The organism is Gluconobacter japonicus, assembly GCF_002723975.1.
Lineage (GTDB): Bacteria > Pseudomonadota > Alphaproteobacteria > Acetobacterales > Acetobacteraceae > Gluconobacter > Gluconobacter japonicus.
The window spans coordinates 245,183-260,795 of sequence record NZ_BEWO01000001.1; the positions used below are offsets into that span (position 1 = coordinate 245,183).

General features: G+C 59.2%; 13 protein-coding genes. 4 read left to right on the forward strand and 9 right to left on the reverse strand.

Features of this window, described 5'->3' with window-relative positions:
- Window positions 1-32: 32 nt before the first annotated feature.
- From GJA01_RS01195 to GJA01_RS15205, 4 genes are all read left to right on the forward strand, one after another.
- Window positions 33-1,115 (forward strand): nucleoside hydrolase, encoded by a 1,083-nt coding sequence (locus GJA01_RS01195; RefSeq protein ID WP_062505264.1) that lies wholly within the window; start codon window positions 33-35, stop codon window positions 1,113-1,115.
- 22 nt (window positions 1,116-1,137) lie between these two features.
- Window positions 1,138-1,557, forward strand: coding sequence for a DUF1489 family protein (locus GJA01_RS01200; protein ID WP_062505262.1), 420 nt, complete (start codon window positions 1,138-1,140; stop codon window positions 1,555-1,557).
- A 108-nt stretch (window positions 1,558-1,665) separates the two neighbouring features.
- Window positions 1,666-2,601, forward strand: coding sequence for a VOC family protein (locus GJA01_RS01205; RefSeq protein WP_253783420.1), 936 nt, complete (start codon window positions 1,666-1,668; stop codon window positions 2,599-2,601).
- A complete protein-coding gene (locus GJA01_RS15205; protein WP_062505260.1) occupies window positions 2,598-3,008 on the forward strand; it encodes a hypothetical protein in 411 nt (136 codons plus the stop codon). The genes GJA01_RS01205 and GJA01_RS15205 overlap by 4 nt, the downstream gene beginning before the upstream one ends.
- A gap of 23 nt (window positions 3,009-3,031) precedes the next feature.
- On the opposite strand, the gene GJA01_RS01215 is transcribed toward GJA01_RS15205, so the two are convergent.
- The 9 genes from GJA01_RS01215 to nusA form a co-directional block, all read right to left on the reverse strand.
- Complete coding sequence (locus GJA01_RS01215) at window positions 3,032-5,032, reverse strand: FUSC family protein (RefSeq protein WP_062505258.1); 2,001 nt, start codon at window positions 5,030-5,032, stop codon at window positions 3,032-3,034.
- A 1-nt stretch (window position 5,033) separates the two neighbouring features.
- Window positions 5,034-6,452: an NAD(P)H-dependent flavin oxidoreductase gene (locus GJA01_RS01220; RefSeq protein WP_062505256.1), complete on the reverse strand. Its 1,419-nt coding sequence runs from the start codon at window positions 6,450-6,452 to the stop codon at window positions 5,034-5,036.
- 64 nt (window positions 6,453-6,516) lie between these two features.
- On the reverse strand, window positions 6,517-8,667 hold the full coding sequence (gene pnp, locus GJA01_RS01225; RefSeq protein ID WP_062505255.1) for a polyribonucleotide nucleotidyltransferase: 2,151 nt from the start codon (window positions 8,665-8,667) through the stop codon (window positions 6,517-6,519).
- Between the two features lie 195 nt (window positions 8,668-8,862).
- A complete protein-coding gene (rpsO, locus tag GJA01_RS01230; RefSeq protein ID WP_010500901.1) occupies window positions 8,863-9,132 on the reverse strand; it encodes a 30S ribosomal protein S15 in 270 nt (89 codons plus the stop codon).
- Window positions 9,092-10,093: a tRNA pseudouridine(55) synthase TruB gene (gene truB / locus GJA01_RS01235; RefSeq protein WP_010500899.1), complete on the reverse strand. Its 1,002-nt coding sequence runs from the start codon at window positions 10,091-10,093 to the stop codon at window positions 9,092-9,094. Before truB ends, rpsO begins: the two co-directional genes overlap by 41 nt.
- Before the next feature lie 100 nt (window positions 10,094-10,193).
- Window positions 10,194-10,613 carry a 30S ribosome-binding factor RbfA gene (rbfA, locus tag GJA01_RS01240; protein WP_010500897.1) on the reverse strand — a complete coding sequence of 140 codons (420 nt, stop codon included), beginning with the start codon at window positions 10,611-10,613 and terminating at the stop codon, window positions 10,194-10,196.
- A complete protein-coding gene (gene infB, locus GJA01_RS01245) occupies window positions 10,610-13,405 on the reverse strand; it encodes a translation initiation factor IF-2 (RefSeq protein ID WP_010500895.1) in 2,796 nt (931 codons plus the stop codon). The genes rbfA and infB overlap by 4 nt, the downstream gene beginning before the upstream one ends.
- The gene (locus GJA01_RS01250; RefSeq protein WP_023944810.1) at window positions 13,402-14,106 is read right to left on the reverse strand and encodes an RNA-binding protein; all 705 of its coding nucleotides are present in this window, start codon (window positions 14,104-14,106) and stop codon (window positions 13,402-13,404) included. Before GJA01_RS01250 ends, infB begins: the two co-directional genes overlap by 4 nt.
- Window positions 14,054-15,601: a transcription termination factor NusA gene (gene nusA / locus GJA01_RS01255; protein WP_062505253.1), complete on the reverse strand. Its 1,548-nt coding sequence runs from the start codon at window positions 15,599-15,601 to the stop codon at window positions 14,054-14,056. Before nusA ends, GJA01_RS01250 begins: the two co-directional genes overlap by 53 nt.
- Window positions 15,602-15,613: the final 12 nt, after the last annotated feature.

Here is a 15,613-nt window from a genome sequence, read left to right on the forward strand (position 1 = left end):
CATGATCGCGCGCTAATTAACAGGACGAGACCATGCGCCGATCCATTCTCTCTGCCCTCCTTGCTGCCTGCGCTTTGACCGGCATTGCTTCCGCCGCCCCTGCGGCTCCGGGATACTACATTCAGGACAACGACTACCTCGGCCCAGGCGGGTCAGACATTCAGTCCGTCATTCCGCTGCTGAACCGCGACAACGTCAATCTTCTGGCCCTGACCGTCACGGTTGGCGATGACTGGGAGAATGCTGAATCGGCCCATCTGCGTCGCTTCCTCGAAATCGCCAAGCAGACCCAGATCCCTGTCGCCGATGGCGCGACGCTGCCGCTCGTCAACACGGTGGCTGCAACGCGACTGCGTGAAAAGCAGTACGGCACCATCCCCTGGAAGGGCGCCTGGGGCGGTCTCGGGTCTATCGACAAGACGCCCGCGACCCAGCCTGCTCTCAGCAAAATGCCGGACGGGACGCCGCGCATGGCGGTCGATCCGCTTCCCGCCGCCATGGTTCTGATCAAAGCCGTTCACGACCATCCCCATCAGGTCACGATCATTGCCGCAGGCCCGCTAACGAACCTTGCGCTTGCCATCCGTCTGGACCCAACCTTCGCCGCGACTGCCAAGCAGCTTGTTTTTATGGGGGGGCTGCTGGATTCCAGCATGATGTCCGTCACGGGCAATGCTGACTTCGCCTCCGACTTCAACATGATTGCCGACCCTGAAGCCGCACACATCACACTGACGGCTCCTTGGGCGTCCATCACCTGTGTCGGGAATGTCTCGAACGATATCATGATGACGCATGACCTGATGAACCGTATCGCGGAGAAGAAGACGCCCGTTACGGAGTATCTTCAGAAGTTCTACGCGCCCCTGCCGCTGTGGGATGAGCTGACATCCGCCATCGCAGTCGAGCCAGATCTGGTGACGAAGTCCGTCGATGCCTATATGGACATCAACACGGCTCCGGGCATGGATTACGGCCACGCTCATGTCTGGCCGGATGCGACAGCACCTAAAGGAATGGGCCTGCAGAAGGTGAAGCTCGTTCAGTCCGTAGACACGAAGCGCTTCATCAATGAGTTCGTCGCCCAGGCACAGAACGCCATGGGTACCCACTAAGACCTGAAGAAAGGCAACCGACATGCTGAACATCATCAAGCTGGCCGTCGGTTGCCCGACCATTGAGGTTCTCCGGGAACGGATGAAGCATCCACGCGTGAATGGTCATGGCGCCGTCCCCACGCGCACGATGCCCAAACGGACCGCCGAGGTTCTGGACGGCGGCTCCCTGTATCGCGTTATGGACGGCATGATCCTCTGCCGTCAGCCTATCATCGGGCTGGAAGCCTGCCGCCGCCCGGACGGCACCGAGGGTACGCTTATCGTTGTTTCGGATGACATCATTCCCGTACAGCCGCGTACGATGCGCCCCTTTCAGGGTTGGCGCTATCTGGACCCGAAGGATGCGCCGCCGGATCTCGGACAATCCGCCGGTGGAGATAGCATCGCTGATCTCCCACCACACCTGCGGCGGGAACTGGCAGAACTGGCCCTGATCTGATCCCGCCATTTAAAAGGGCCGATCTGGAACAAGATAGCGGAACGTGCGTTGAATGCTCACGTCATGCCTGCTCCGCAGGCACCCTCCTGTCCTGCAAGGAGACATCCGTTGTCGTTGTTTCGTATGCATACACGCAAAATCCGGCGATCCATCGCCCTCCTTCTCGGGACAGGCCTATCCCTTGCTGTCGCGCCCCAGCTTCACGCTGCAGACGTATCGGCACCTGCGCCTAATGCCTCCGCAAAAGAGCAAATTCTCCCCGGCAAGATCGTTTACGCCCAACTGACCACGCCGCACCTCGACAAGGCCAAAGCCTTCTATGGCTCTCTGCTGGGTTGGACGTTTAAGGACGTCACAGTCTCAAAAGGCCGATACACGCAGGCGATCGTCAACGGACGCCCCGTTGCCGGGCTGGTCGAACGGCCAAATATGGTCGCGCATGGTGATCCGCTCTGGCTGCCATTCATCTCTGTGCAGGATGTCCGAGCCGCAGCAAATGCCGCAAAGGTCTGGGGCGGCCACATCCTGTTTAAACCGCAGAAGGTGATAGGCCGAGGCGATGAAAGCGTTATTTCAGATCCACAGGGCGGTCTGTTTGCAGCCCTGCGCTCCGCCACAGGCGACACCCCCGATGACACGACACCTCCGCAACAGGGCGAATGGGTCTGGAATGCACTGCTGACCAGCAAACCTTATGAAGCCGCTGGCTTTTACCAGAAACTGTTCGGCTATCAGGTTGAAGCCGTGCCGGATGCAAAACGGGGAAGCGCCTATCTTCTGGAATCCCAGTCCATTACACGCGCTACCATTAATCCGCTGCCATCCCGCTTGCCAGATGGGGCACATGCGCGCTGGATGAACTTCGTTCAGGTCGACAATGTTGGAGCTACAGCCCAGAAGGCTGTTGAACTTGGCGGGAAGGTGCTGGTTCAGCCTCATCCTGATCGTCAGGACACCATCATTGCCATTCTTGCAGACCCTTCCGGGGCGGCGTTTGGCGTAATGGAATGGCATGACACTACGGTCCCAGGAGATGCGAAATGATCTCTCGTCTGTCACGCACTCTGGCACTGGTCGGTGCTTTCTCCCTCGTTCCCTTTCTGTCAGGCTGTGTCGGGTATGACGGATATGGAGGCGGCGGTTACGGCGGCAGCTACTACAACACGGGCTGGGGCGGCGGAGGCTGGGGCGGCTGGGGCCCGGGCTACGCTGTCGGACCTTATCCGGGCCGAGGAGGACGCTGGCAGGGCGGCCGCATAAATCGCTGGGGCCCCGGTGATGGCGGACACATGGGTGGTCGCCCCGGAGGTGGACCAGGTGGTGGGTTCCCGGGCGGAAGGCGCCCCGGCGGAGGCCCTCGTGGAGGCTCTCACGGCGGTCCTGGTCAGGGTGGTGGCGGCCGTGGACCTGGCGGCGGAGGTGGCCCTGGAGGTCCAGGCGGTGGACGCTAAACCACTCGCCGAGCACCAAGACCCTATGGCTTCGGGAGCGTTTCTGAGAGAGCGGGCGCTGTGCGATCCACTCTCTCAAGGGCCGCGATCTCCGATCTGATTTTTCCGCTTTCGAGTTCCTCTGCAATTTCTGCAAGCGGCTCTCCGGCGGCAAGAGAGTCTGCCTTCGTCTGCCAGAACGCCGCAGCCTCAGGATCAGGCACGCACAAGTCTGCTGCCATATCGAAGCGCAGAAGCGTTACCTCACCGCTCAGGCGCCGCAACGACCGCAAGAGCTTGTGCGTGTGTTCGCTTTCCTGTCCGACATTCGATAGCCCACCCAAAATTGGTAAAGAACCACGCGCAAATTCAGCTCGCGTCGTGTCTACTCCTGCCTGGCGCTGGGCTCTGTCTGTGGTGAGAGTGTCATCACCATTGAGTACGGCAGCAAGATATCGCAGATTGCCAACAATCGCAGAACGCAGCAGGCCATTCATATCCTGTGTGACACCTTGCGGACAAACCGCAAAAGCACAGCCGAGGCCTATCAGGCTGCCCACCGTATTATCGAGAATACGTAACCACGCAATGCCGTGAGACGGCATCGTCATTTCCGTCACAATAATAAAATGCGCACTCAGAAACATAACGAGCAGCGTGTAATTCACGGCCCGCATCGCAATCGCGCCAATTACGAACACCGCAAGCGCCACAGCCATTTCCGGCAGGCCTGGCAAGAATGGCGAAACCGCCAGAACCAGAACGCCACCACCAATTGTGCCCAGAACCCGTTCCAGAGCCCTTACCAGCGTGGTCTGACCGGAAGGCTGGATCACCAGCAGAAACGCAACAAGTGCCCAGAACCCGTAGCTGAGACTTAGCCATTGCGTCGCCAGATATGTTCCCAGAAGCCCGACAACCATCCGCAATGCATGGCGCCAGATCACGGGCGTCAGACGGGCCACATGTCGGGGCGCTTCGGCGTCAAACGGCATTCGGGCTTTTTCTGCCAGCCCGTCCGCAAGATTACCCAATGTGCGCGCGCTGGTTGCAACAAGTTCGCTGATCGTACCGGAACGAACGCGAATACTGCCCGCAAGCGCAAGCGCCTCCTGAGATAATGCTTCAAGATCGGGAACAGGTGCGAGGGCCGCCTCACTCGCATGCTGGCAGAGAGCAGAAAACGCAGCCAGCGTTCCGCGGGCCTCAAAATCCAGCCCGCGTGTTTCCACAAGATGTTCGACGGCCAACATGGCCGTAAACAGACGTTCCGCACCAGCCAGAGACGCAATTAACCGTCCGCGCATACTGTAGCTGGCATGGCCCGCGTCAATCTGAAGCGCGACGCCCCTCGCCCGCTCAATCGCCGTTCGGATTGTCTGCCGGTGTACGGTTTCCTGCAATCGCCCTGCAGCCAGTTCCCCAGCCATCACCGAGAGTAGTCTGTAACACCCTCCCACAGCACGACGTGCAGGAGCGTAGGGATGCTGTGGCCAGAGAAACAGGCATAGGAAAATGGCCCATACGCCTCCACCACCAAAGGCGTAACTGATGGTCAGCGCATCCGGTAGCGTATGGGCCGGGAAGCCAATACCAGCCAGCATGACACAGCCCAGAAGAGCGCAGAGCAACGCCATACTTGGGACAAGCGCCCACGCCAGCCCCACGAACAGTCCTGTCACGATCAGCCAGGGCAGAACGCCCCAGAAAGGCGATGTGGCAATCAGGGAAGCAATACCGCCCAGCACGGCACCTGCAACAGTGAAAATACCCAGAATACGGAACTGCTCGCGCGCCGTGCCACCGGGTTCAATCAGGCAGCACCAAAACGCTGCAAACGCAGCCCAGGCAAAAACAGCCTGATGAAAATAAAGAGCAGGAAGAAGAGCAACAACCGTTGCAAGAGCCGCCCGGACACCCTCAGCCGGAGCAAGCTGCTCGGGGCTGAGAGGAACCGAATGACGGGCCAGAAACTGGGACAGGAAAGTCAGGTGACGGGTGCGGTTCGAGGAAGCCTGTCGCGCCTTTGGATCACGCACCGTCATCTTATCGTCCTGTCAGAATACGCTCCACGAGCTGGCCCACTGTAGGAACAAATCCATTCGCATAAAAGGGATCGGTTCCGAAACGCCAGGCGTTCGTGCCACCAAACATCAGGTTGTGGTCAACCACATCATCCGCATGCTCATCATTCGGAGCATGGGCAATGGTCTGAAGCGTTTTCTGAATGCAGAAGGAACGCGGGTCAGCTTTCTGTCCGTTGGTGTAAGGCTCGCGCTGCATCCAGTTGGAGAACTTACAGGCGGACAGACAGCCCATGCAATTCGTCTGGTCCGCCAGAATTTCGCGGGCACTGTCTGGCGTCACGAACACCAGCGTATCATCCGGTGTGCGAAGCGCTTCCGTGTAGCCCTGGGCTTCCCAGCCAGCGATATGCTGACGATCTGTGGAAGAAACAAACACTTCCCGCTTGCGCGCGCCCACACCGTAAGCCGCATCCAGTTCTGCAGTTGCTTCCGGGCTATAGGCAACCTGTCGCTCGGAACGACCGCGCAGATCCTGCATGAAGCTGTTGTTCACGGCAGAAGAATAGAAGCCCGTCGGGGAGAAGCGGTTGAGATACACATCTCCCTTCTTCAACGTCAGAAGACGGCGCTTCCACGCATCTGGGATCGGGCTTTCCTTCGTAAGCAGCGGACGCGTTCCAAACTGAAACGCAATCGGTCCGAGATCCGGGTTCCCGATCCAGTCCTGCCAGTCTTCAAGTGCCCAGACACCACCCGCCATGATGATTGGCGTCTCATCCAGACCATACTGACGCATGACCCGACGCAGTTCGAGGACGCGCGGGAACGGGTCTTCCGGGTTTAGCGGATTTTCCGTGTTGGACAGGCCGTTATGACCACCAGCCCGCCACGGATCTTCGTAGACCACCCCCCCCAGCAGTTCCGGAGCCTTGCTGTACGCCCGACGCCAGAGCGCATTGAACGCACGACCGGAAGACACGATGGGATAATATGGAATGCCGTGCTTGACCGCGATCTCAGACAGGCGATAGGGCATGCCCGCACCACAGGTCAGACCATTGATCAGGCCCGGCGCGCCATCAAGAATGCCCTCAATGATCTCTTCTGCCCCGCCCATTTCCCACAGGATATTGGCGTGAAGACGACCTTTTCCTCCAGCAATCTCATGCGCAATCTTCGCCTGCGCGATACCACCATCAATCGCATAGCGGATCAGTTCGCGCTGCCGCTCACGGCGAGTGCGTCCATGATAGATCTGGGGAACAGGACGCCCCTGTTCGTCATAGCTGTCAGCGTTGACGGCGGAAATAGTTCCAATTCCGCCGGCAGCAGCCCAATGACCTGCCGAAGTGCCGGTGGAGACAGAAACACCTTTGCCTCCCTCAACCAGAGGCAGAACATCCTGACCACCAAAACGAAGGGTGTCGATCAACTTCATGGGGACTCGATGTCTCCGATACTCACACAAAAAAGGCGGGGCCTTGCGAGCCCCGCCCGAGGACTCACTCGGCGTCGCGACGAGGCGGACGGCCAGGCTTGGCGCCCACGCTTTCCGTAATATCGGCACCGGTTTCCTGATCGACAACCCGCATGGACAGCTTGACCTTGCCGCGATCATCGAAGCCAATAACCTTGACCTTCACGGCATCACCCTGCTGGACGACGTCGGACGTCTTGGCAACACGACCCTGCGTCAGCTCGGAGATGTGAACCAGACCATCACGCGGGCCAAGGAAGTTCACGAACGCACCGAAGTCCGCCGTCTTCACAACCTTACCGTCATAGATGCGACCGATTTCCGGCTCTGCGACGATGCCTTCAATACGGGCAATCGCCTTCTGGGCCTGCTCGTCATTGGAGGCAGCGATCGTGATCGTGCCGTCATCACCAATGTCCACCTTGGCGCCGGAATACTCGACGATCTCGCGGATGACCTTACCGCCGGAACCGATCACATCGCGGATCTTTTCCTTCGGCACGGACATCGTGGTGATCTTCGGGGCATTGCCGGATACGCCTTCACGGCCTTCCGTCAAAGCCTTCGACATTTCGCCAAGGATGTGGATACGGCCGCCACGAGCCTGCTCCAACGCGATCTGCATGATTTCCGGCGTGATGGACGTGATCTTGATGTCCATCTGAAGGGCCGTGATGCCCTGCTCCGTACCGGCGACCTTGAAGTCCATGTCACCCAGATGATCTTCATCACCCAGGATGTCGGACAGAACCGCAAAACCACGATCTTCCTTGATCAGGCCCATAGCGATGCCAGCGACCGGACGCGGCAGCGGCACACCGGCATCCATCAGCGCCAGAGACGAACCGCAGACGGTTGCCATGGAAGAGGAACCGTTGCTTTCCGTAATCTCGGAAACCACGCGCATCGTGTACGGGAACTGCTCCTTGGACGGCAGCAGCGGATGCAGAGCGCGCCATGCCAGTTTGCCGTGACCGATTTCACGACGACCCGGGGAGCCCATACGACCGCACTCACCGACCGAGTATGGGGGGAAGTTGTAGTGCAGCAGGAAATTGGAGCGGTATTCGCCTTCAAGCGCGTCAATGACCTGCTCGTCCTGGCCCGTGCCAAGCGTTGCGACAACCAGCGCCTGCGTTTCACCACGGGTGAAGAGCGAGGAACCATGCGCACGCGGCAGGATACCGACTTCTGCAAGGATCGGGCGAACCGTCTTCAGATCGCGACCGTCAATACGGATGCCCGTCTTGAGGATGGAGCCACGAACAACCTGAGCTTCCAGTTCCTTGAGCATCGGCTTGGCCAGCTCGACGTCAAAGCCTTCTTCAGCCAGAATTTCGTTGATCCGGTCCTTGGCCTCGCCAACCTTCTTGTAGCGGGCCTGCTTGACGCGCTCCTTGTAGGCTTCAGCCATCAGCTTGTTGCCGACCTTCTCGACGCGCTTGCGAAGGGCGATTTCTTCCTTCGACAGCGTCGGCAGATCCCACGGAGCCTTGGCGGCGTGTTCAGCCAGAGCAATGATGGCTTCGATCACAGGCTGGAAGGAGGTGTGACCAAGCGTCACGGCTTCCAGCATGGTCTCTTCCGAAAGCTCGCTGGCTTCGGATTCAACCATCAGCACGCCTTCGGACGTACCGGCAACAACGAGATCCAGCGTGCTGTCCTTCATTTCGGACAGCGTCGGGTTTACGACAAACTTGCCATCAATGCGACCGATACGGGCCGCACCAACCGGACCAAAGAATGGAATGCCGGAAAGCGTCAGGGCAGCAGAGCAACCAATCAGGGAGACGATCGCCGGATCGTTTTCCATGTCATGGCTCAGGACCGTTGCCGTCACCTGAACTTCGTTGCGGAAGTTCTCAGGGAACAGCGGACGAAGCGGACGGTCGATCAGACGCGCATTCAGCACTTCGGCTTCAGACGGACGGCCTTCGCGTTTGAAGAACCCACCTGGGATCTTACCGGCAGCGTAAGCCTTTTCCTGATAGTTGACCGTCAGCGGGAAGAAGTCCTGACCCGGCTTGACGCTCTTGGCACCAACAGCCGTACACAGAACAACCGTGTCGCCATAGGTGACCATGACGGCACCATCAGCCTGGCGGGCAATCTTGCCGGTTTCGAGGATCAGCGGGCGTCCGGCCCACTCAATTTCCTTACGGAAATAATCGAACATATCGTTCTCCTAAACTAGGAACGAGCCATCATCTGGACAGTCCGGCAGGTGACGGAGCAGCGTTTCGGACGGCATGGCGGTGGCAACGGGAGAATACCCGCAACGACACCATGTGGCCTGAAACGCCGGTCGCGCACCCCACCTGCGGAACATCCGATGGCAGGAATGTCCGGGGGCAAGCCCCCGGACGACGTATCAGCGACGCAGGCCGAGACGCTCGATCAGACCCTGATAGCGGGCCTCATCCTTGCGCTTCAGATAGTCCAGCATGCTGCGACGCTGACCGACCATCATCAGAAGACCACGACGGGAGTGGAAATCCTTCTTGTGGGTCTTCAGGTGCTCGGTCAGGTTGACAATGCGCTCGGTCAGGATCGCGACCTGAACTTCCGGGGAGCCCGTGTCGGTCTCGTTCTGGCGGTATTCAGCGATCAGAGCCGTGCGGCGTTCTGCAGTAATCGACATCGTGTTCTCCAAAAAACTCGTGGTTTTCCAGCATCCGTGCTGCCCTGAGCCGTCCATCGCGGATCTGACACAGGCCAATCACGTGCTCTCCGATCATCGCACGCCACAGTTGGTCTCCCTCCTGTGACACAGCCGGCAGAGGATACGTCAGATCAGCGGGGTCAAGAGACTGCCCCCAGATCAGTATCCTTCCCTCCGCTTCGGTAACGGCCAGCGCCGGGATGTCGACCAGCGCGGTCGCTACATCCAGCAGAGGAGCCGGAAGAGCATCGGCCTTGTCCACAGTTTGAGCCGATTTGTCCAGTGCTATCTGATCTATCGTCATGGCATGGGACAGATCGAAAGGTCCGCATTTCGTCCTGCGCAGGACTGAAATATGCCCGACCGTTCCACAGGCCAGAGCAATATCGCGGGCCAGCGAGCGCATATAAACACCCTTGCCGGATTGGACTTCAAAGAGTGCCGTGTCCGCATCAGGGCGCGACACCAGAGTTATCGAATCGATACGTGCAGGGCGTGGAGGAAGCTCAGGCGGACGGCCGGAACGCGCCAGATCATAAGCGCGCTGACCACCAACACGCAGCGCTGAAAAGACAGGAGGAACCTGCATGACGTCACCGGTCAAAGATGGCAGGCAGGCGCGGAGTTCTTCATCCGTCGGACGATACGATGAGGTTGCCAAAACCTCACCTTCCAGATCATCAGTCGTGCGGCTTTCACCCATCGTCAGCGTGAACTGGTAACGCTTTGTCGCATCCATGATGTAGGGGATGGTGCGTGTAGCCTTGCCGAAAGCGATGGGCAAGATACCAGAAGCCAGAGGGTCAAGCGTACCAGCGTGGCCAGCTTTCTGAGCGTCAAATGCCCAACGCAGCTTGTTGACCATATCTGTTGAGGTCGGACCAAGTGGCTTGTCGAGAATCAGCCAACCGTCAATCTCGCGTCCACGTTTTCTCGCCACTGTCCCAGCACCCTTTGTCCATGATCGGGCGCTGATAGACCAGTCAGACGGGTAAATGCAAAAAACTCCTCCTGACGAACGTCAGAAGGAGTTTTTCAAATCAGTCTTCCAGATCGCGCTTCACTTCCGGAGACCGGAAAAGCTGATCCAGTTCCATCGCATTGTCCAAAGCCGTATCTGGCTGGAAATGGATTTCGGGAACAGTCCTGAGCCGAAGCATCTTGGACAGACCCGTGCGAAGGAAAGGAGCAACCCGCTTCAGCGCCGGAAGAACCTCTTCCACATCGCTGCGCCCCAGACGGGTTACAAAAGCCGTCGCATGACGAAAATCCGGAGAAATCCGAACTTCCGTCACAGTCACATGAACATCCAGCAGTTCCGGATCACGGAACTCCGTACGGGCAAAGATTTCCGCCAGAGCACGACGGACTTCCTCAGCCACCCGAAGCTGCCGGGTGCTTGGTCCATGAGCAGAGACGCCCGCCGGACCCTTCAGGTCATTTCTGGAACGTGAGCTCAAGCCGGGATCACTTCCATCTCATAGCACTCGACGACATCGCCTTCGCGCAGATCATTGTAACCTGCGAAGGACAGACCGCACTCATAGCCACGAGCCACTTCCTTGACGTCGTCCTTGAAGCGCTTGAGCTGGCTGAGTTCACCCTGATGGATGACCACGTTCTCACGCAGCAGACGCACGCCACAGCCACGCTTGACGAGGCCTTCGGTGACATAGCAACCGGCAACCTTACCAGTCTTCGTGATGTTGAAGACCTGACGGATTTCCGCATAGCCCAGGAACTTCTCGCGATGCTTGGGCGCAACTTTGCCCTTCACGAGCTGCTCTACGTCGTCCGCCACCTGATAGATGATGGAGTAGTAACGGATGTCCACACCTTCACGCTGCGCCAGTTCACGAGCCTGCGTTGTCGCACGAACGTTGAACGCCACGATGATGGCATCGGAAGCCTTGGCTAGCTGAATGTCGCTTTCCGTGATCTGGCCGACAGAGGCGTTCAGAACGCGGATCGCAACTTCTTCATGGGCAAGCTTTTGAACTGTCGTCGCAATGGCTTCCGCGGAACCCTGCACGTCAGCTTTGATGAGAAGGGCAACTTCCTTCTGATCACCAGCCTGAATACGTGCCAGCATCTGGTCAAGCGTTCCACGAGCGGCAACCTGCGTTGCAGCCTGCTTGTCCTTGATCACGCGCTGACGGAACTCGCTGATCTCACGGGCACGAGCGTCGTTTTCAACAACAACGAACGGCTCGCCAGCACCAGGGACACCCGTCACGCCGAGGATTTCAACCGGCATGGAGGGGCCAGCATCCTTGAGCTGACGTCCACGATCGTCGAGAACCGCGCGGACACGTCCCCATTCCGCACCTGCGACAACAATGTCACCACGGCGAAGGGTACCCTTCTGGACGAGAACGGAAGCAACTGGGCCACGTCCACGATCCAGACGACTTTCGATCACCGTACCTTCAGCAACACGATCCGGGTTAGCCTTCAGGTCAAGCATTTCTGCCTGGAGAAGAATGGCTTCTTCCAGCTTGTCCAGACCAGTGCGCTTGAGAGCAGACACTTCGATGTCCTGCGTGTCACCACCCATGGCTTCCACGACGATTTCGTGGCTGAGCAGTTCCTGACGGACACGATCCGGGTTTGCACCCGGCTTGTCGATCTTGTTGATCGCCACAATGATCGGAGCATTCGCAGCCTTGGCATGCTTGATGGCTTCAATCGTCTGCGGCATGACGCCGTCATCCGCAGCAACCACCAGAACAACCACGTCCGTCACGGATGCACCGCGAGCACGCATGGAGGTGAATGCCTCATGACCCGGGGTATCAATGAAAGTGATCTTCTTACCGGAAGGCGCCGTAACCTGATACGCACCAATATGCTGCGTAATACCACCTGCCTCTCCACCCGCCACATCAGCAGCGCGCAGGGCATCCAGCAGAGACGTCTTACCATGATCGACATGGCCCATCACGGTCACAACCGGAGCACGCGGCTTCAGGTCTTCCGGACGGTCCTCGACACCTTCAATGCCGATTTCAACATCGCTCTCGGCAACACGCTTCACGCGGTGGCCGAATTCCTCAACAACCAGTTCTGCCGTATCACCGTCAATGCTCTGCGTTGCCGTCGCCATGACGCCCATCTTCATGAGCGACTTGATGACTTCACCCTGACGGGACGCCATACGGTTCGCCAGTTCAGCAACCGTGATGGTCTCCGGAACGATCACGTCACGAACGACGCGAACCTGATCCGAACGCAGACGCTCCAGTTCGGCCTGACGACGCTCGCGATCACGCTGACGACGGACCGAAGCTAGTGAACGGGTCTTACCGTCGTCACCTTCAATCGCTGCACGCACGTCAATACGTCCGCTACGACGATCGCTACCACCGCCAGCGCCCTTGCGGGGTGACGGCTGTGCAGAACGACGCTGCGCCGCACCACCCGGTGCGCCACCGCCACCACCACTACGGCGGGCAGGGGCACGACGTTCCTCATCACCGCCTACATTGGCAGCAGCCGAGCGCAAGTGAAGGGTTTCCCCACCACGCGGCTGAGCCGGTGCAGAGGCAGGAGCCGGACGAGCCGTCTGAATGGGGCGCTCCGGCATGATGGCACGTTCTGCCAGCGGACGAAGACGCTGAACCGGCGCGGCCAGCTGAACACCGCCAGTTGAATGGCTGCGCGGATCAAGAGGAGCAGAGCGCGCGGCTTCTTCGGCTTCACGTTCTGCCTGACGTGCGGCACGCTGGGCTTCCTGCTCAGCATGGATGCGCGCTTCTTCGGCGGTACGGACAGCCTGAAGGTCACGTTCTTTGCGAGCGGCCTCTTCAGCAGCCTGAGCCTCGACAGCCAGGCGCTGTTCTTCCTCGGCACGGCGAGCTGCTTCTGCAGCCGACATGATCTGGATTTTTTCTTCTTCGCGACGCGCAGCTTCCTCGGCTGCAGCTTTCCGCTGCGCCTCAAGAACGCGCTGGCGGGTCGCAAGCTCAGCAGCCGTCAGGGCGCGACCGCCGGCACCAGCACCACGTCCACCACGCGCACCACCTGCCGGACCACCAGGACCAGAAGTTGCACGCTTGGGCTTGCGCACCTCAACCTGTACGACCTTGGATCGGCCATGGCTGAAGCTCTGCCGTACGGAGCCGGCATCCACTGTACGACCAACATCCTTGCGGCCTGCGGGGCGTAGGGACAGGCGGCCGCTCTTGTTCTGTTCGCCGCCCTGTGATGGGGTCTGTGTTCCGTCCTGGTTGCGCTCGTTGCCGTCGCTCATAGTTCCGCCTGTTCCTTACTGACCCCTGCGGGGTCTGGGAGTGGACGTCCTGCCACTCCCGAAAATCTCTCATGTTCGGCGATCAGGCGTTGTGCCAGCGCACCCGGCGCCATCACCGCATAGACCGCCCGGTCCCGGCCGAACGCCGAAGCCAAGACGCGATCGGGAACTGTCACCACCGGCAGAGAACGCCGGCCCGACACCAGTCTGGAGAACTCGTCCGGACTTGCACTTTCCGAACGGATCACCACCCCTGCCCTACCGGAAGTGAGCCACTCCCGGCATTTCTGAAACCCGCAGACAACCTGCCCCGCTCTTCGGGACAGACTGACGGCATCCAGCATCCGCTGTGTCAGACCGGCTTCGACGAGATCCGCCAAACTGTCCGGTACAGACACCTGAGCCTTCGCAGCACGTGCGAAAGCCTGACGGGTGCGGGGGCTATCTAACACATCCCGGCTAGCACTCAACCACATTCCCCGACCCGGCAGCTTTGCCGCCAGATCAGGCACAACCCGGTTATCCGGGCTGACTACGAAACGGATCATGCTCTCAGGCGGCTTCTGCTCTCGAGTCACGAGGCAGCGCCGCTCTGAACTGCGGCGCCCTAGAGCACCACGAACGGGACCATTATCAGTATCAGAAATATCAGACGTCGGTCGACTCCCCGTCCTGCTTGTCGGCTTCAGCCGATTCGTCACCTTCGAACCAATGTGCTCGAGCAGCCATGATGACTTCATTTGCAGCATCTTCATCCATGGCATCGGCGCCAAGAATGTCCACAAGTTCGTCACCAGCCAGATCGGCCAGATCGTCGAGCGTCTTCACACCCTTCTCACCCAGCGTTACCAGCATCTGGTTCGTGAAGACTCCGAGGTCAACAACATCGTCCGTTACGCCAAGCGCCTTGCGCTTGTCGTCCAGCTCCTGTTCCTTGCCAGCCAGATACTCGTTTGCACGGAGCATCAGCTCTTCGGCAACACTCTCGTCGAAGCCTTCGATATCATGCAGCTCGCCCGGGTCCGTATAGGCCAGTTCGTCAATGGAATGGAAGCCTTCTGTCACCAGCAGACTTGCAATCACGTCATCCACGTCAAGGGAGTCCACAAAGAGACCTGTCCGCTTGCGGAACTCTTCCTGACGGCGCTCCGATTCCTCAGCTTCCGTCAGAATATCGATGTCCCAACGCGTCAACTGACTGGCCAGACGCACGTTCTGACCGCGACGACCGATAGCGAGCGAAAGCTGCTCGTCAGGCACCACGACTTCAACGCGCCCTGCCTCTTCGTCCATCACCACCTTGCTGACTTCAGCAGGAGCAAGGGCGTTCACCACGAACGTGGCGGCCTGCGGACTCCAGGGAATGATGTCGATTTTCTCGCCCTGCAGTTCAGCCACAACAGCCTGAACGCGGGAGCCGCGCATACCAACGCAGGCACCGACCGGATCAATCGCCGCATCGCGGGAAATCACGGCCATCTTGGCACGGGAACCAGGATCACGGGCAACAGCCTTGATCTCGATGATCCCGTCGTAGATTTCCGGCACTTCCTGAGCAAACAGTTTCGCAAGGAAAGCCGGATGCGTACGGGACAGGAAGATCTGTGGTCCGCGCGGCTCGTCACGCACATCATAGATGTAGGCGCGAACGCGGTCGGAGTTGCGGAAAGACTCGCGGGGGATCAGTTCGTCACGACGCAGAAGGCCTTCGGCATTGCCGATTTCAACCATCATATTGCCGTACTCGGTCCGTTTGACGGTACCGTTGACGATCTCGCCTACGCGATCCTTGAATTCGTTATACTGGCGCTTACGCTCATATTCGCGAACGCGCTGAACGATGACCTGCTTCGCCGTCTGGGCAGCGATACGTCCGAAATCGATCGGCGGTAGCGGATCAACGAGATGCTCGCCAATCTGGATTTCCGGCTGGAACTTACGGGCGATGTGAATGGGGATCTGCGTGTCCTCATTCTCCACCTGCTCGACAGCTTCCGTCCAGCGGCTGAGACGAACTTCGCCCGTCTTACGGTCGATGGTCGCGCGAATATCCTTCTCGTGACCATACTTTGCGCGGCCGGCCTTCTGAATGGCCTGCTCCATCGCTTCCAGCACTTCCTCGCGGTCGATGTTCTTCTCGCGCGAGACTGCGTCTGCGACCAGCAGCAGTTCAGGGCGGATAACAGATGTGTCCATCAGATCGGACCT